We start from the raw sequence: 17,762 nt of genomic DNA, 5'->3' as shown, positions 1-17,762 counted from the left end.
AGCGCGGTCAAAGGCTGATCTTTCCAACCATCAATCAACACACGAAGGCCGGGTGCCACGGCTTCCCTTCGGGGAAGGCCGCAGCGCCCGGCCTTCGCCTTGCATATCGTCCGCGGCGCGGCCGGATGAAATCAGCTGCCCGCACTAAGCTCGGACGGAGCATGCGAGACAGGCAGGAGCGTACATGAGCTGGCTTTCCCCGGATTCGAAATTCATGCAGGCGTGGAACAACTTCACCGATGCGATCATCATCAACCTGCTGATGCTCGTCACGAGCATCCCGATCGTGACGATCGGCGCCGCATTGTCCGCCGGGCAGACGGCGACGCGCAAGATGCTCATCGGGCAAGGTCATGTCACGAGGAACTACTTCGCCGCATTCAAGGAGAACTTCGCCCGTGCGACGATCCTGTGGGTCGTCTATCTGCTGTTCGGAGCCGCGCTCGTCTACAGCTGGATCGTGCTGCGGATCACGCCGCTGCTGATCCCGAAGATCGCATTGACGATCCTGTGGGTCATCGGCTTCGAATGGGTGTTCGCGCTGCAGGCGCGCTTCGAGAACCCGCCGACGCGCACGATGGCGAACGCCTACATCTTCGGCGTCACCTATTTCCCGGCGACGCTCGCGCTCGCCGCGATCGACGCCGTCTATTTCGGCTTGTTCGTCTATCTGTGGTTCAAGCTGCCGCAGATGCTGTTCCTGCTCGTCGTGCTCGGCTACGGTTCGCTGCTGTCGCTGCATGTGCCGATCCAGGAGTATGTGCTGCGCAAATACACCGGCCAGCCGTTCTCAACGCATGTGCAGGAGGACACCTGGACCGTCAAGAAGAAGCCGCAGTGAGCGGCTGCCTGCAGCGGCAGCCGGAAAACATGGAGGGCCTCCCGTCGTCGGGAGGCCCTCCATGTCTGAACCGTTAGAGAGAGGTCGAAAAAACTAACGGTTCATGATCTGAGACAGCGACATCACGCGCGGCGAGTCGAAGACCTCGTTCGTCGGTACGACGTGGCCCTCGGCATCGGCGAGCGGGATGCGCCAGTTGGGATATTCGGTCGAAGTGCCGGGCTGGTTCTGCGTGCGCATCTCGCCGACGCCGTCGACGAGCGCGGCCTGCAGCAGAAGTGCGGGGGAGTCCTTGAGCATCGCGTGCATCGCCTCGACGATCTGCTGCAGATGGCCGGGGACGTCGTCGGCCGCCTCCTGCGGCAGCCATCCGCCGGACACGAGCAGTTTGAGCATCGCCCGCTGCTCGGCCTCGGCCGACTTCATGAACTCCTCAACCGGCTCGCTGAGCAGATGCAGCTGCTCGCGCAGCTTGACGTGCTCGTACATCAGATAGCCGGCGGTCGGCGGCAGATCGTGCGTCGTGACCGAAGCGAGCGAATACTCGCGGTAGGTGTCCGGCATCGCATACGGGTCGCCGGCGTTCGGCGAGTTGTCGACGCGCGCGAACCATTCGACGGTCGTGCCGAGGACACCATGCTCGGCGAGGATACGGGAGACATAGTCAGGGACGGTGCCGAGGTCCTCGCCGATGACCATGCCGTCGACGCGCGACGCCTCGATCGTGAGGATCGCGAGCATCGCCTCGTAGTTGTAGCGCACATAGGCGCCGCCGCGCGGACCCTTGCCCTGCGGGATCCACCACAGGCGGAACATGCCGAGCACATGGTCGATGCGGATCGCGCCGGCGTGCGCGAACATGTTGTGCACCATGTCACGGTAGACGTTGTAGCCGTCCGACTCCATGAAGTTCGGGTCGAAGGGCGGCTGGCCCCAGTCCTGCCCCTGCTGGTTGTAGAAGTCGGGCGGGCATCCGACGGTCACGGTGCCGACGGCGAAACGCTCCGGGCTCCACCACACGTCGGAGCCGTAGGTGTGCACGCCGACGGCCATGTCCTGCATCAGGCCGAGCGCCATGCCGGCGTTCTTCGCCGCACGCTGCGCCGCCTCGACCTGCTCCGCGGCGATCCACTGCAGCCAGCACGCGAAGTCATAGAGGTCGCCGTAGTCGTTCTCGAGCTGCGCGATCTGCGGGCTGTGTCGATCGTACTTCGTGAACCAATCGTTTTCGGCATCCCATGGTGCGCCCCACACCTGGAACGCGACCGACCACAGTGCGAAGGCACGCAGATCCTCGCCGGCCTGCTGACGGAACTCGTCGAAGGCCGCCTGACGCTTGGTCGAACGCTCCTGCTTGAAGACGATGTGCAGCGCTTCGCGCTTCGCATCCCACGCCGCGTTGATGTCGATCGGACTCGGGTCGGTGTCCGCCGCCGCGACGCGTGCATGCAGCGCCTCAACCTTGTTGAAGTCGTCGCCTTCGAGATGTTCGTATTCGGGGATGTCCTGCGGACGGATGTAGGTGACGTTGAGGAAGCGTCGCGACTCCGGCAGATACGGCGACGGTTCGAGCGGCGTGATCGGCGCCGTCGCGTGGATCGGGTTGATGAGCATGAAATCGGCGTGCGACTTCCTCGCCGCGTCGGTCACCAGTTCCCTGAGATCGCCGTAGTCGCCGACGCCCCATGAATCGGCCGAGCGCACCGAGTACATCTGCGCCATCCAGCCCCAACGATGGCGTTCCTGTACGGCCTGCGGCACCGGAATGCGCGCCGGCGCGCAGATCACGTGGGCCGTCGCATGGCGCTCGCCGTCTTCGACGGTGAGCGTGTGGTAGCCGATCGGCAGCGCATCGGTCAATGTCAGTTCGTAGACGGTCACGTCGGCGTCCGGCGCCGCCTCGGCGTCCTTGCGTTCGACGGTGAAGAAGTCGCCTTCGGCGTGCACGCCCTCCTCGAGCATCAGCGTGACGGTCGGCTCGCCGTGCAGTGCATGCAGCTCGACCGGTTCGTCGGTGCCGATGAACTTGACGACGGTTGGCGGCACGAGACGCGTGGCCTCTTCGTTCAGACGCAGCTTGAGCGCCTCGTCGACGCGTTCGTCGGTCGACGCGTCGACGCCGAGCGCCTTGAGCACGGTGACGAGGACGTCGTCGTCGATTTCGACGTAGGTGCCGAGCTGGTCGATGTACGACGTGGAGACGCCCCACATGTTCGCCAGTCGGATGAGTGGACGCGTGAGGCGCTCGGCGCTCTCCTCGCGCTGTGGTGTAGTCTGGTCCGGCATCATTGCTCCTTATTTCCTCATGGGTGGCGGGGCGTGTGCGCTCGCGCGCGGCGGTCACGCGTTCCCCTGTGCTTTCCTCGATTGCTGATGGTGGTCGCGGAACGTCATACTTCGTTGGTGACGAACCATCGCCTGCAGTCGAGTATAGCGTATGTTGAAAGCGTTTGCAAATGCGGTGTTTTGGCTTTATCAAGCCAAAATTGGGTGATATGAGTGTGACGGCGTGCCGGCGGTTCCCCGGCGTGTACGCCTACGTTTGCAAACCGACGTCGCGGGGGAGGGGCGAGACGGAGCGGCGAGGCCGGCTTGCGGTGTCCGGTTTCCGTCCCGGTTCGTCGATGGGTTCGATGGGTTGGGACGCAAACGGGCCCTTTTGCGTCCCGGTTCGTCGAGGTGACCGATGGGTTGGGACGGAGCGGGACGGTTCGTCGATGGGTTCGATGGTACGGGACGGAAACGGGCCCTTTTGCGTCCCGGTCCATCGAGGTGACCGATGGGTTGGGACGCTGGCGGATTGGATCGGCGGCCGATGGGACGGAATGGGACGCAAGGTCAGAGGTTCTGCGTCCCACTCCGTCCGAACGGCTACTGCAGGACGGCGAAGGACTGCGGCGGGAGCGTCAGCGTCGTGTAGTCGAGCGTCGGGTCGCCATAGGACAGTGTCACGGTGCGCGCCTCGCTGCCTTCGCCGACCGGCAGCTCGATCGTTTCGGTCTCACGGCCCGGGTTGACGGCGACGACGGCGCTGACGCCGTCCTTCGTGCGCTTGAAGACGAAGGAACGGCGCTCGTCGGAAGCGAACAGCACGGTGAAGTCGGCGTCGGCGCGGAAGGCCGGCGAGTCGGCGCGCAATGCGAGCACGTCATGGACGGCCGTCCACAGCGAGTCGTCGGCATTGATCTGGTCGGCGACGGTCGGCGCGTCGTCGGATTCGTCAATCGGCAGATAGAGCGCGTCGGCGCTCGCTCCGGAGAAGCCGTCGTTCGCCGAACGGTCCCACTGCATCGGCGTGCGGCTGCCGGTGCGTGTATAGCCGCCCTCCTTCGTGGGCAGGTCGCGGTAGCGCATGCCGATCTCGTCGCCGTAGTAGATGAACGGGGCGCCCGGCATCAGCAGCATCGTCGCATAAGCGAGGCGGATCTCCTGCGGCGACAGGCGCGGCGCGACGCGCGCCGTGTCATGGTTGCAGGTGATGAGGTCGAGGTAGCCGCCGCGCTTGCGCGCCTGCTCGAGGCGCGGCTCGTATTCGTTGAGGAAAGCGCGGATGCCGACGCCACTGTCCGCGTTGAAATAGCTCTTGTCGCCGTCGTGCAGCATCGGGGTGTCGGTGTTGCGCAGCAGCATGTTGTAGCCGTTCGGCACGCCATCCCAGCGCCAGTCGAGATAGAAGTCCATGTCGAAGCCGGCGTCGAAGGCCTCGTCCGGGCGGCCCCATTCGGAGACGAAGGCCGCGTCCGGGAACTCCTCGCGGATCTGCTTGAACATGTACCGCCAGGTCGCGATCGTGGACGGCTTGCCGTTGTCGTCGTTCTTGACGAGGCTGTCGGCCATGTCGACGCGGAAGCCGTCGGCTCCGCGCGACAGCCAGAAGCGCATGACGTCGAGCATCGCGCCGCAGGTGTCGAGCGCCGCGTCGCCGAGCGCCGGCTGCTGCCAGGGCTTCGTCGGATGCGCGAAGCCGTAGTTGAGCGCCGGCTGGAACGCGAAGAAGTTCGTGATCGCCGCGCCGTTGCGTGGATAGACGCCGCCGATGAACGGCAGGCCGTCGCCGCCGGTGATCCACGAGTCGGTCCAGATATAGCGGTCGGTGTACAGGTTGTGCCGTTCTTCACTGCTGGCGATGAACCACGGATGTTCGTCGCTCGTGTGCCCCGGGACAAGATCGAGCAGGACGTGCATGCCCCGGGAGTGCGCCGCGGCGAACAGATCGATGAGGTCATCGTTGGTGCCGTAGCGCTCCGCGACCTTCGTGTAATCGGCGACGTCGTATCCGGCGTCGCGGAACGGCGAGGCGAAGCAGGGGTTGAGCCACAAGGCGTTGCAGCCCAATGACCGGATATAGTCGAGGCGTTCGGTGATGCCCGGGATGTCGCCGATGCCGTCGTTGTTCGAATCGTTGAAGCTCTGCGGGTACACCTCGTAGAAGACGGCCTGTTGCAGCCATGAAACAGGTGTGTTCATTGAGTTGGTCATATCGCTCCTTGCTGTGGGGTAACGCTCACGGCGTTTCCGTGAAAACGACACTCACGATGCGGACAGTTTTTGACAACGTTTGCAGGTGTGGTATACAGTATAGACCACTGAAGCGTTACGCAGCGCTCCGCTGAATACCAACGGTGGAGGTAGCTACGACGTGGAGACCTCGCGGAGCTGATTCGCGGGGTTCCCGCATGCGTGATGTTGAGGAAAACAGATGCAACTGCATTGATTGATGGAAAGGAAAGGTCAATGATGATCAATTGGAAGAAGGCAATCGGTCTGACCGCGGCTGTTGCGATGCTCGTCCCGATGGCGGCTTGCGGCGGCAACGATTCGAACGCGAACGGCAACGCCGCCGCTTCGAACTCGAACGAGAAGCAGACCGCGACGCTCACCGTGTGGGCTCCGTCGGAGGACGCCGACTGGATCAACGACATGGAAGCGGCGTTCGAAAAGGCCCACGCCAACTATGACATCACCTGGAAGAACGCGACCGTCTCCGAAGGCGACGCCGCCAAGACCGTGCAGACGGATCCGTCCGCTGCGGCCGACGTCTACATGTTCGCGAACGATCAGCTCGGCACCCTCATCAAGCTCAACGCCATCGGCGAAGTGAGCGAGGACGTCGCCAAGCAGGTCCAGGACCAGAACTCCAAGACGATGGTCCAGTCGGTCACCGGCGCCGACGGCAAGATCTACGGTGTGCCGTACACCTCGAACACGTACTTCATGTACTACAACAAGGACAAGTTCTCGGCTGATGACGTCAAGAACCTGAACACGATGCTCGAGAAGGGCAAGGTCTCCTACCCGCTGACGAACTCCTGGTACATCCCGGCGTTCTACCTCGGCGCCGGCATGCAGATGTTCGGCGACAAGGGCCAGGACGGTGCCGCGGGCATTGACTTCGGCTCCAACGCCGATGCCGTGACCAAGTACCTCGTCGACATGGTCGCCAACCCGAACTTCGTCCTCGACGACGGCACCAACGGTGTCTCGAACCTCGTCGACGGCACGACCGACGCGATGTTCTCCGGCTCCTGGTCGGCCGCTGACGTCAAGAAGGGCCTCGGCGACAAGTACGGCGCCGTCAAGATGCCGTCCTTCACCGCCGATGGCAAGGACTTCCAGATGAAGTCCTTCGCCGGCTCGAAGGCCGTTGCCTTCAACCCGAGCGCGAAGAACCCGCAGGTCGCCTCCGAGTTCGCCGCCTTCCTCGGCTCCGCCGACGCCCAGAAGAAGCACTGGGAGATGCGCGAGATCGTTCCGTCCGACAAGACGCTGACCGACCTCGAAGGCATGAAGGACGCCCCGTACGTCCAGGCTCAGATCGACACGATCGAGAAGACCTCCGTGCTGCAGCCGACGATCGCCGCGATGAACGGCTGGTGGACCCCGGCCGAGAACTTCGGCAAGGCCATCTACAACAAGGACGTCACTGCTGACAACTACAAGGATCAGACGAAGACCTGGATGGAGACCGAGAACAAGGAAGTCAAGGCTCAGGCGACTGAGGAGTGATTTCGCGGGGCCTCAAGGCTCCATCCCACCGGCCTGTGCCGGTGAGATTATCGGTGGATAATCGAAAATAGTGTGCGGAAGGCCTCAGATCCTGAGCTTTCCGCACACCTCATGTTCAGGATCAATCAGGCGGCGTCGCCTGAGGGGTGCGTGGGGGTCATTCTCGGGCTATGCACGCACCCGTCCGCAGGCCGTTGCGAGGTCGCACGGTTCGTGGGCACGGTCGCACGCCCCACACATCATACTTTTCAAAAGAGAGGCGGTAGAGGGTTCATGAGTACGGTAACCCTTTCACAACGAGAACTGCGGCGCCGCCGGAAACTGGGCGCGGACTATGTGGCACCATCGCCATACACGCTGAAGAACGCCTTGGAGAAGGGCGACGTCTTCACCAAGCTGTCCATCCTGATTTTCGGCCTCGGCAACGTGGTTCGCAAGCAATACGTCAAGGGTCTCATCTATTTCGCCGGTGAGGTCCTGTTCATCATCTACATGATCATGACCGGCGGCACGTGCATCAAGAACCTGATCACGCTCGGCGGCAACAAGCCCCGCAGCGGCTGGGTCAACGGTCAGTACGTGAACATCCCGGGCGACAACACGGTCCTGCGCCTGCTCTACGGCGTGACCACCGTCGTCTTCTGTGTCGTCTTCGTGCTGTGGTGGATCCTCGAGATCCGCTCCGCATACAAGGCGCAGTGCCTGGCCGGCAAGAACGGCCATGCCCCGTCCTTCATGGACGACATCCACACGCTCTTCGACGCCAAGGCGAACCAGCTGCTGCTGTTCCTGCCGATCGCCGGCATCCTGATCTTCACGGTCCTGCCATTGATCTTCATGATCTCGATGGCGTTCACGAGCTATGATCACAACCATCTGACGCTGTTCAAATGGGTCGGCCTTGAGAACTTCAAGACGGTGTTCTCGAACACCGGCAGCAGCGCGGTCTCGGGCAGCATGTTCCTGTCCGTCCTCGGATGGACGCTGATCTGGGCGTTCTTCGCGACGTTCCTGAACTTCTTCTTCGGTCTGTTCCTCGCGATGATCATCAACCGCAAGACGACCTACGGCAAGAACGTGTGGCGTGCGATCTTCTCGATGTCGATCGCCGTCCCACAGTTCGTCTCGCTGCTCGTCATGCACCAGATGCTGCAGCCGACCGGCGCCGTCAACCGCCTGCTGCAGAACTGGGGCTGGATCGACGGCCCGATGCCGTTCTTCACCGACGCCACGTGGGCGCGTGTGACCGTCATCATCGTCAATCTGTGGATCGGCATTCCGTACACGATCATGCAGGTGACCGGCATCCTCCAGAACATCCCGGCCGACCTCTATGAGGCCGCGAAGATCGACGGTGCGAACTGGTGGCAGATCTTCACGAAGATCACGATGCCGTACATCATCTTCGTGCTCACGCCGTACCTGATCACGACGTTCACCGGCAACGTCAACAACTTCAACGTCATCTACCTGCTCACGCGTGGTGATCCGGCCGTCAACGGCGCTTCCGCCGGCAAGACCGACCTGCTCATCACCTGGCTGTACAAGCTCACGGTGGATCGCAACGATTACAACCTCGGCGCGGTCATCGGCATCATGACGTTCATCGTCCTTGCCGCGGTCTCGCTGATCACCTACCGCAACAGCGGTTCCTATAAGAACGAGGAGGCCTTCCGGTGAGTAAGCACACTGAAGTCAAAGCGCAGAGCCAAGGATTCCTGCACGATCAGAGGAAGCGGCGCATCGCGGCCGACGTGGCGACCTACATCCTCCTCGGCGTGCTCGCGGTCATCTGGCTGCTGCCAATCGTCTGGATCTTCCTCGAGAGCTTCAACAAGAACACCGCTCCGTACCAGAGCACGTTCTTCCCGACGGAGTACTCGTTCGACAGCTACATCGGCCTGTTCACCGACCGTAAGGTCCTGGACTTCCCGCGCATGTTCCTGAACACCTTCATCATCTCGATCTTCACGTGCCTCATCTCCGTGTGGTTCGTGCTCTCGGTCGCATACTGCATGAGCCGTATGCGCTTCCGTGGCCGCCGCTCGTTCATGAACCTCGTGCTGATCCTCGGCATGTTCCCGTCCATCATGTCCGTCGTCGCGATCTACTTCATCCTCAAGGCGATAGGTCTGACGAGCGACGGCATGACGATCCTCGCTCTGATTCTCGTCTACTCGGCGGGCACCGGTGCAGGCTTCTACGTCATGAAGGGCTTCATGGATACGATCCCGATCTCGCTTGACGAGGCCGCGATGCTCGACGGCTGCACGCGTTGGCAGGTCTTCACGAAGATCATCATCCCGATGTCGAAGCCGATGATCGTCTACCAGGCCATTACCGGCTTCCTGATCCCGTGGCTCGACTTCGTCATGGCGAAGGTCATCGCCCGCACGCAGGAGAACTACACGGCCTCGCTGGGTCTGTGGCTCATGCTCGAGAAGGAATACATCAACACCTGGTTCGGCCGCTTCGCGGCAGCCGCTGTGATCATCTCCGTCCCGATCGCGATCCTGTTCATCGTGATGCAGCGCTTCTATCAGGAATCCATGTCGGGTGCAGTGAAAGGCTGATCATGATTCAGGCATTCGAGCCCCTTTCCGAAGGGTTGGAGCCGGGTGTCGCAGAACCGTTCCCGCTTTGTCTGGAACGCACACTGGGTGCCGAGGTTTGCGAATCCGGCACCCAGTTCGCTCTCTGGGCACCATCGGCGCGTACTGTGACGCTGCGATTGTTCACCCGCGGTTCCTCCGAGCAGTCCGATGATATGCTCATCGAGACCATGACGATGGCGAAGCAGTCCGATGGCGCCTGGACTGCGGCTCTCCCACGGAACCTCGACGGCGTCTACTACGACTATCTTCTTGAATTCGACGGCGGCGTCACGCACCGTTCCGCCGACCCCTGGGCGCGTGCGGCCGGCGTCAACGGGCGCCGTAGCATGGTCGTCGACCTCGCGCGCACCGACCCGGAGGGCTGGGACGAGGACGAACGTCCGCGCACGCCGACCTCGGAGACGATGGTCTGGGAGGCGCACGTCGGCAGCTTCAGCAACAACCCTCACAGCGGCGTTCCCGAGGAGCACCGAGGCAAGTACCTCGCGTTCACCTACGACGACACGACGCTCGATGGCGACGGCGAACACCCGACGTGCATGAACTATCTGCGCGACCTCGGCGTGACCGCCGTGCAGCTGCTGCCGTTCTATGACTACGGTTCCGTCGACGAGCGCGACCCGTCCCAGTTCAACTGGGGCTACGATCCGCTCAACTACAACGTGCCGGAAGGCTCGTTCTCGACCGACCCCTACGACGGCGCGAACCGCATCACCGAATGCAAGCGGATGATCCAGTCGCTGCACGCCAACGGCATCAAGGTCATCATGGACGTCGTCTACAACCACATGTATTCGGCCGACAACTGGTTCGAACGCACGGTGCCGGGATACTACCTGCGTCGCAACGACGACGGCACGTTGGCGAACGGCTCCGGCTGCGGCGACGACATGCAGACCGAACGCGCGATGTTCCGCAGGTTCATCGTCGAATCGGTCACCTACTGGGCGCGCGAATACCATCTCGACGGCTTCCGCTTCGACCTGATGGGCCTCATCGACGTGCAGACGATGAACATGGTGCGCGCGTCGCTCGACCGTCTGCCGGGAGGCGAATCGATCCTGATGTACGGCGAGCCGTGGGCGGCCGGGCCAACGAACACGCTGCCGGGCACCGAACTCGCCAACAAGGAGGGGCTGCGCTATCTCAACACGCGCATCGGCCACTTCTGCGACCGCACGCGCGACGCGATCAAGGGCCATGTCTTCTATATGGAGCGCAAAGGCTACGTGAACGGCGACGCGAAGGCGAACAAGCCGCTCATCGAGCTGGGGGCGGACGCGTGGCGCGCACCGGAGACGAACGAAGGCGAAGCCGGGCAGATCATCCAGTACGTGAGCGCCCACGACGACCTCACGCTGTGGGACAAGCTGACGATGAGCATGTGCGAAGGGGACGAGCAGCTCGATGCGATCTTCGACGCCGAGCCGAGCCCGCAGACGACGGCCGTGCTCGAGGCGAACAAGCTCGCCGCGGGCATCATCTACACGGCCGCCGGCATCCCGTTCATGCTCGCCGGCGAGGAATTCGGCAAGACGAAGCACGGCAACGACAATTCCTTCGACTCCGGCAAGGAGGTCAACGAAGTGGATTGGCGCCGCGCCTGGCGTATGGGCGAGCTGCGCGACTACTACCGTCGCCTCATCGCGCTGCGCCGCGCGAACCCGGACTGGTTTGACGCCGAGCACATCGCCGTCGACGCGCCGGGCAACGCCGTCGCCTACCGGATGCACGACACGGCCGTGACGGTCAATCCGGACGCCGACGACCACACGATCGCCGCCGACAAGCTCACGCACGCCTACGCCGATGACGCCCACGACGAACTGCCGATGCCCGCGGGCGCCGACGACGACACGGCGCAGCCGCGCTGGGTCTGCGTGCTCGATTCGACGATGCACGACGGCATGCCCGATCCGCGCCGCACCGAATCGGTCGACGGCCGCATGCCGATGCCGGCGCGCTCGCTGCGCGTCTGGAGGCTCGAAACGGGCCGCGACACGCGCTGAACGGCGCTGAAAGGAATCCGATGACAACGGCACTCAAGTATCAAGCGGTGTTCTTCGACCTCTACGGCACCCTCGTCGACATCCACACGGATGAGCAAAGCGAGGGCCCGTGGACGGCGCTGCGGTGCGCACTGTACCGGGACGGCGCCGAATTCGCGACGAACGATCAGCTGCGCGCGCAGTTCGCCCGCGAACGCGCGAAGGCGAACGCGACGCGCGACCAGCGCGAATGGTTTGAGCCGGATCTGCTGCCCGCATACCGCGGCCTGTTCGACGCGTGCTGGATCGACGGCACGCCCGAACAGGCGCGTGCCGCCGCGTGGACCTTCCGCCGCGCGAGCACGACGAAGCTGCAGCTGTTCCCCGGCGCGATCGAACTGCTCGACCGTCTGCACGACGAAGGCCGCACCGTCATCCTCGTCAGCAACGCGCAGGCGTGCTACACGAGGCCGGAGCTCACCTTGCTCGGACTCGACGAGATGTTCGACGACATCATCATCTCGAGCGACGAAGGAGTGCGCAAGCCGTCGTTCGAGATTTTCCGCCGCGCGCTCATGCACGCTGACGTCGAGCCGGAGCATGCGCTCATGGTCGGCAACGACGAGAACAGCGACGTCTTCGGCGCCGTCGCCTGCGGCATCGACGCCGCCTATCTGCACACCGACGACAACACTGGCGGCGCCACGGTGCCGCAGGCGGCCATCTCGCTCGAAGGGGCCGACTACGACGGACTGCTCGCCTTCATCCACGGCGCCGACGCGGCGTGGAACGCGCTGCAGGCGCCGCGGGCGGCGGGCGGCGCGGACGACGATACGGAAAACGACACGGAGGCGAAGGACTGAGCGTCGCGCGGGCGACGACGGAACGGACGAAACACTATGGTGGACGAATACACACGGTATCTGGACGAGAAGAAGCAGCGCAAACATCGCGGACTGTCGAGGTTCAAGCTCAAGGTCATCGGCGACGTGCTGCTGTTCCTTTCGGCAGCGAGCGTCACGTTGATGCCGATGCTGCTCGGCGCGCCGACGGCGGACAACATGGCCTCGCTCACCGTGTCGGTGCTGTGCGAAGCCGTCTCCTGGGTCGCGATCCCGATCTACGCATGGCTGCTGTACACCGGCTTCGACCATACGCGCAGCTGGCTGCGCTACGGTGTGCAGCTGCTCGTGCTCGCACTCGTCAGCGAAGTGCCCTACGACATGGCCACCTTCGGCAGTTTCTTCGACCTGCGCTCGCAGAACCCGGTCTTCGGCCTCATCATCGCATTGATCGTGCTCGTGCTGCTCGAGATGATGGAGGACTACGGCAAGGGGCTGCGCATCACACTCAGCGTGCTGGTCATCCTCGTCGGCCTGCTGTGGGACTGGCTGTTCAAGATCGGACAGTCGCAGGCGATGCTCAATATCGGCATGGTCACGCTCGGCATGGCGCTCATCTTCTACTATCTGCACGCACGTGAGAACACGATGATGTTCACGGCGGCGCTTCTCGGCGCCGTGTGCTTCATCACACCGGGCATCGGCGTCGCGTTCCTCCACTACCGCAACGACGAGATCGGCTATCGGCACACATGGACGAAGTGGGTGTTCTATGCGATCTACCCGCTGATGCTGCTCGTGTGCGGACTGGTCGTCGTGCGTTGACGGTTCGAGGCGAGGCAGCCGCGGATAATCGGACAACCACCATCACAATCAACAAGGGAAAGCACAATCAAGTAAAGTAAAGGGGCAATCGTGCAGAAGCAAGGAATCCGCGAAGTCGCGCAGCTTGCGGGAGTGTCCATCTCCACCGTCTCACGAGCGTTCACCCGGCCGGAACTCGTGTCCAAACGGACACGCGAGAAAGTCATGAGCGCCGCGGCGAAACTCGATTTCAACATCTCCCGTTCGGCGACGGCACTCAAGTCGGGACAGACCTTCCGCGTCGCGCTGCTGATGAATCAGGAAATCACCAGCTGGTTCAACGTCGAGGTCTTCGCCGGCGTCAACTCGGTGATGCACAAGGAAGGCTACGACATCTCGCTGTTCCAGCACATCGACGACGCGCGCACGCGCACGCAGTTCTTCCACGACATGCCGGTGCTGCGCAACGTCGACGCCGTGTTCGTCGCGTCCTTTGCGATAGAGCCGGAGGAGGCCGAGCAGCTCAGGCGCACGCGTGTGCCGATCATCGGCATCAACACGCCGAACGTCGAAGCCTTCGACGCGACGATCAGCGTCGACGACGAACAGGGCATGTACCGCGCGACGCAGCACATGATCAACCTCGGGCACAAGCGCATCGTCTACACATGCTCGGCGGCCGAGGAATCGCTCGAATCGTCGATCGACGCGCGCGGACGCGGATTCATCCGCGCCTGCGAGGCCGCGCAGAAGACGCACGACATCGATTGGAAGGTGCTGTCGGTGCCGCGGGGGCATGATTTCGCCGACGCGGCGCTCGCGGCCGTGCTTTCCGAGGAAACGTTCCCGGACGCGATCTGCTGCCAGATGGACATGATGGCGATTCCGCTCGTGCTCAAGCTGCAGCGCCACGGCTACCGCACGCCGCGCGACTATTCGATCATCGGTTTCGACGACTCGTCCTACGCGGACACGATCGACCTGACGACGATGCGCCAGGATCCGTTCGCGATGGGCGCGTCGGCGGCGCGCAAGTGCCTGAAGCTGCTCGCCGGCGAGGAGTTGGAGGAACCGCATTCGACGATCGAGCCGAAGCTGATCCTGCGCGGCACCGACGCCCGTCTCGACCCAGATACGCCGCTCGAGCGGTGACGGGTGTTTGCCGGACGCCTGACGGGTGCGGCCTGCACGACCCCTGCGAGGATGCAGGGCATGGCTGGGCCGTCGTAGGAATACCGCGGGATGAGGATGAGGATGAGGAACTAGGCATTAGAAGAACCATTAGAGGAATTAGGGGTTGTAACGAAAGGCTTCGCATCGTCCGTTGGTGAGGGCCAAAGGGCAAGGGAATACGGGGCGGCCATGCCGAGGGGGCATGGCCGCCCCGCTGTTTTGGGGTTGGGCGCGCGTTGGCGGTTGGGTGCGGTTTGCGTCCGGTTCCGCCGGCGCGCGCGACGGTTTGGGACGCGGGAGGTGCGGTTTGCGTCCCGGCTCGTCGAAGTCGTCGATGGTTTGTCCCGCTATCGGGTCTGGTTGCGGGTGGTTTCGTCGAGTTGGTCGATGGCTCGGGACGGAGCGTCTCGGTTCGCCGGCTGGATCGATGGTTTGGGACGCGGACTGGTGCCGTTGCGTCCGGTTTCATCGATGGGCGCGACGGCGACGGCGAGGCGCGCTGGTCCGTGGCGGCCGGCGTGATGCTGCTGTTCGTGGCGATGACGGGCGCGGCGTCGCCGCTGCGGCGGCGGAGCGCGACCGTGTGCTGCTGAACGCGACCGCGCTCTGCGGCATACCGCATATCAGCTCAAGCTGAGGATTGGCTGGACTTTCCGTCCCGGAATGCTGGAACCGTTGCAAAACGGCGGTTTTTCGGGGGCGGAAAACATTTTCGGAAAAATCTTCCGCAGTGGGAATAACGTCCGGCATGAAATAGTTGAGTGATGTAGGCTCAAGTTTTGGAAGGTTCAAGAAGGCCGGTCAAAAAGATGACCGCCGCCGGACAGAACTCGAGCGAAAACGTAACAAGTAGTGAACCAAACAAAGGAGAACAAGTATGGGACGCGCAGTCGGTATTGATCTGGGTACCACCAATTCCTGCATCGCGACGCTGGAAGGTGGCGAGCCCACAGTAATCGTGAACGCCGAAGGTGCACGCACGACCCCGTCGGTCGTCGCCTTCAGCAAGTCCGGCGAAATCCTCGTCGGCGAAGTCGCCAAGCGTCAGGCGGTCACCAATGTCGACCGCACGATCAGCTCGGTCAAGCGCCACATGGGCACCGATTGGACGGTGGACATCGATGGCAAGAAGTGGACGCCGCAGGAGATCTCGGCGCAGATCCTGATGAAGCTCAAGCGCGACGCCGAAGCCTATCTGGGCGAGCCGGTGACCGACGCGGTCATCACCTGCCCGGCATACTTCAACGACGCACAGCGTCAGGCGACGAAGGACGCCGGCACGATCGCCGGCCTCAACGTCCTGCGCATCATCAACGAGCCGACCGCGGCCGCGCTCGCGTACGGCCTTGAGAAGGGCAAGGAAGACGAACGCATCCTCGTCTTCGACCTCGGTGGCGGTACCTTCGATGTCTCGCTGCTGGAGATCGGCAAGGACGACGACGGCTTCTCGACGATTCAGGTCCAGGCGACCTCGGGCGACAACCACCTCGGTGGCGACGACTGGGATCAGCGCATCATCGACTGGCTCGTCAAGGGCGTCAAGGACAAGTACGGCGTCGACCTGAGCAAGGACAAGATCGCGCTGCAGCGCCTCAAGGAAGCCGCCGAGCAGGCGAAGAAGGAACTGTCTTCGTCGATGTCCACGACGATCAACATGCAGTACCTCGCGATGACCCCTGACGGCACCCCGGTGCACCTCGACGAGACGCTCACCCGCGCCCACTTCGAGGAAATGACGAAGGACCTGCTCGACCGTTGCCGCACGCCGTTCAACAACGTGCTCGCCGACGCCGGCATCTCCGTCTCGCAGATCGACCACGTCGTGCTCGTCGGCGGTTCGACCCGTATGCCGGCCGTCAAGGAGCTCGTCAAGGAGCTCGACGGCGGCAAGGAACCGAACCAGTCCGTCAACCCGGATGAGGTCGTTGCCATCGGCGCCGCCGTGCAGTCCGGCGTCATCAAGGGCGACCGCAAGGACGTCCTGCTCATCGACGTGACCCCGCTGTCGCTCGGCATCGAGACGAAGGGCGGCATCATGACGAAGCTCATCGACCGCAACACCGCCATCCCGGCGAAGCGTTCGGAGATCTTCTCGACCGCCGAGGACAACCAGCCGTCCGTGCTCATCCAGGTCTATCAGGGCGAACGTGAGTTCGCTCGCGACAACAAGCCGCTGGGCACCTTCGAGCTGACCGGCATCGCTCCGGCTCCGCGTGGCGTCCCGCAGATCGAGGTCACCTTCGACATCGACGCGAACGGCATCGTCCATGTCTCCGCGAAGGACAAGGGCACCGGCAAGGAACAGTCGATGACGATCACCGGCGGCTCCGCACTGCCGAAGGACGAGATCGACCGCATGGTGCGCGACGCCGAGGCCCACGAAGCCGACGACAAGAAGCGCAAGGAGGAAGCCGAGACCCGCAACCAGGCCGAAGCCTTCGCCTATCAGACCGAGAAGCTCGTCAACGACAACAAGGACAAGCTCTCCGACGACGTGGCCAAGGAAGTCACCGACGCGGTCAACGAGCTCAAGGAATCGCTCAAGGGCGACGACATCGAGAAGATCAAGTCGGATCAGGAGAAGCTGATGACGGCCGCGCAGAAGATCGGTCAGGCGCTCTACGCGCAGCAGGGCACCGAAGGCGCCCCGGCCGGCGACAACGGCGCATCGAACTCCGGTGACGACGACGTCGTGGACGCCGAAGTCGTGGACGATGACGACGACAAGGACAACAAGTAATGCCCGACTTCAACAAGGACGACTACCTCGATGACCTGCCCGACGCCGACGCGTTGGCGGACGGGCAGGCCGATCCCGGCTCCCAGCTCATGGACGACATCGAGCGCGACGCTGCGGCAGAGCAGCAGCCCGCCGATGCGGACGTGAAGGACGGGGCACAGGACGACGCGGCGCAGTCCGTGTCGTCCCCGGCCGAGGAAGCGGCCGAAGCGGCTCAGCAGGAGCCGCCGCAGGCTGACTCCGAAGACGGCAAGCTCACTCCGCTTGGCCAGGCCAAGAAGGAGGCGGCTGAGTACCTCGAAGCGCTGCAGCGTGAGCGCGCGGAGTTCATCAACTACCGCAACCGCACGCGCAAGGACATGGATCGGGCACGCCAGCAGGGCATCATCGATGTGCTGACGGCGGAGCTGTCCGCACTTGACGACATCGATCGCATCCGCGAGCACGGACAGATGGATGATTCGTTCAAGGCGGTCGCGGCGAAGCTCGAGAAGACCTTCGAGAAGTTCGGCGTGGAGAAGTTCGGCGTCAAAGGCGAGGACTTCGACCCGACGAAGCATGAGGCCGTGCTGCACAAGCCGGATCCGGACGCCGAGAAGGCGACGGTCGACACGGTTGTGGAGGCCGGCTACCGCATCGGCGATCGCGTGATCCGCGCGGCCCGCGTGGTCGTGGCGTCGCCGCAGAACTGACACGGTGACGCATGGGGAGGCCGTGGACCACAATCGTGTGCGGTCCACGGCCTCCTGTGCG

General features: G+C 63.3%; 12 protein-coding genes. 10 read left to right on the top strand and 2 right to left on the bottom strand.

What is annotated here, in order from left to right; translation table 11 throughout:
* Nucleotides 1-184: 184 nt before the first annotated feature.
* Nucleotides 185-841, top strand: coding sequence for a YesL family protein (locus tag BcFMB_RS02115; protein WP_099720924.1), 657 nt, complete (start codon nt 185-187; stop codon nt 839-841).
* A 93-nt stretch (nt 842-934) separates the two neighbouring features.
* On the opposite strand, the gene malQ is transcribed toward BcFMB_RS02115, so the two are convergent.
* A complete protein-coding gene (malQ, locus tag BcFMB_RS02110; protein WP_418215000.1) occupies nt 935-3,130 on the bottom strand; it encodes a 4-alpha-glucanotransferase in 2,196 nt (731 codons plus the stop codon).
* Between the two features lie 582 nt (nt 3,131-3,712).
* Entirely contained in the window at nt 3,713-5,320 is a 1,608-nt protein-coding gene (locus BcFMB_RS02105; RefSeq protein ID WP_099720923.1) for an alpha-amylase family glycosyl hydrolase, read from the bottom strand.
* A 255-nt stretch (nt 5,321-5,575) separates the two neighbouring features.
* Between BcFMB_RS02105 and BcFMB_RS02100 the strand changes: the two genes are divergently transcribed.
* The 9 genes from BcFMB_RS02100 to grpE all read left to right on the top strand — a co-directional run bounded on the left by BcFMB_RS02100 (nt 5,576) and on the right by grpE (nt 17,701).
* A complete protein-coding gene (locus tag BcFMB_RS02100) occupies nt 5,576-6,847 on the top strand; it encodes an extracellular solute-binding protein (protein ID WP_024541523.1) in 1,272 nt (423 codons plus the stop codon).
* 303 nt (nt 6,848-7,150) lie between these two features.
* Nucleotides 7,151-8,527, top strand: a complete 1,377-nt coding sequence (locus tag BcFMB_RS02095) for a carbohydrate ABC transporter permease (protein WP_024541524.1) — start codon at nt 7,151-7,153, stop codon at nt 8,525-8,527.
* On the top strand, nt 8,524-9,420 hold the full coding sequence (locus BcFMB_RS02090) for a sugar ABC transporter permease (protein ID WP_024541525.1): 897 nt from the start codon (nt 8,524-8,526) through the stop codon (nt 9,418-9,420). Before BcFMB_RS02095 ends, BcFMB_RS02090 begins: the two co-directional genes overlap by 4 nt.
* A gap of 2 nt (nt 9,421-9,422) precedes the next feature.
* Nucleotides 9,423-11,471, top strand: a complete 2,049-nt coding sequence (pulA, locus tag BcFMB_RS02085) for a type I pullulanase (RefSeq protein WP_099720922.1) — start codon at nt 9,423-9,425, stop codon at nt 11,469-11,471.
* A gap of 20 nt (nt 11,472-11,491) precedes the next feature.
* The gene (locus BcFMB_RS02080; protein ID WP_024541527.1) at nt 11,492-12,313 is read left to right on the top strand and encodes an HAD family hydrolase; all 822 of its coding nucleotides are present in this window, start codon (nt 11,492-11,494) and stop codon (nt 12,311-12,313) included.
* Nucleotides 12,314-12,349: 36 nt separating this feature from the next.
* Nucleotides 12,350-13,117: a TraX family protein gene (locus BcFMB_RS02075; protein ID WP_099720921.1), complete on the top strand. Its 768-nt coding sequence runs from the start codon at nt 12,350-12,352 to the stop codon at nt 13,115-13,117.
* A 90-nt stretch (nt 13,118-13,207) separates the two neighbouring features.
* Complete coding sequence (locus BcFMB_RS02070) at nt 13,208-14,248, top strand: LacI family DNA-binding transcriptional regulator (RefSeq protein ID WP_099720920.1); 1,041 nt, start codon at nt 13,208-13,210, stop codon at nt 14,246-14,248.
* An 898-nt stretch (nt 14,249-15,146) separates the two neighbouring features.
* Entirely contained in the window at nt 15,147-17,009 is a 1,863-nt protein-coding gene (gene dnaK / locus BcFMB_RS02065; protein ID WP_024541530.1) for a molecular chaperone DnaK, read from the top strand.
* Nucleotides 17,009-17,701 carry a nucleotide exchange factor GrpE gene (gene grpE, locus BcFMB_RS02060; RefSeq protein ID WP_099720919.1) on the top strand — a complete coding sequence of 231 codons (693 nt, stop codon included), beginning with the start codon at nt 17,009-17,011 and terminating at the stop codon, nt 17,699-17,701. Before dnaK ends, grpE begins: the two co-directional genes overlap by 1 nt.
* Nucleotides 17,702-17,762: the final 61 nt, after the last annotated feature.

It is taken from the genome of Bifidobacterium choerinum (genome assembly GCF_002761235.1).
Taxonomy (GTDB): domain Bacteria; phylum Actinomycetota; class Actinomycetes; order Actinomycetales; family Bifidobacteriaceae; genus Bifidobacterium; species Bifidobacterium choerinum.
This window is presented reverse-complemented; position numbering and strand designations above follow the sequence as displayed.

Bases quoted from the DNA above. Each gene is read 5' to 3' on its own strand.
- BcFMB_RS02115 (WP_099720924.1), top strand. From the start codon at position 185: ATGAGCTGGCTTTCCCCGGATTCGAAATTCATGCAGGCGTGGAACAAC.
- malQ (WP_418215000.1), bottom strand. From the start codon at position 3,130: ATGATGCCGGACCAGACTACACCACAGCGCGAGGAGAGCGCCGAGCGC.
- BcFMB_RS02105 (WP_099720923.1), bottom strand. From the start codon at position 5,320: ATGACCAACTCAATGAACACACCTGTTTCATGGCTGCAACAGGCCGTC.
- BcFMB_RS02100 (WP_024541523.1), top strand. From the start codon at position 5,576: ATGATGATCAATTGGAAGAAGGCAATCGGTCTGACCGCGGCTGTTGCG.
- pulA (WP_099720922.1), top strand. From the start codon at position 9,423: ATGATTCAGGCATTCGAGCCCCTTTCCGAAGGGTTGGAGCCGGGTGTC.
- BcFMB_RS02080 (WP_024541527.1), top strand. From the start codon at position 11,492: ATGACAACGGCACTCAAGTATCAAGCGGTGTTCTTCGACCTCTACGGC.
- BcFMB_RS02075 (WP_099720921.1), top strand. From the start codon at position 12,350: ATGGTGGACGAATACACACGGTATCTGGACGAGAAGAAGCAGCGCAAA.
- dnaK (WP_024541530.1), top strand. From the start codon at position 15,147: ATGGGACGCGCAGTCGGTATTGATCTGGGTACCACCAATTCCTGCATC.
- grpE (WP_099720919.1), top strand. From the start codon at position 17,009: ATGCCCGACTTCAACAAGGACGACTACCTCGATGACCTGCCCGACGCC.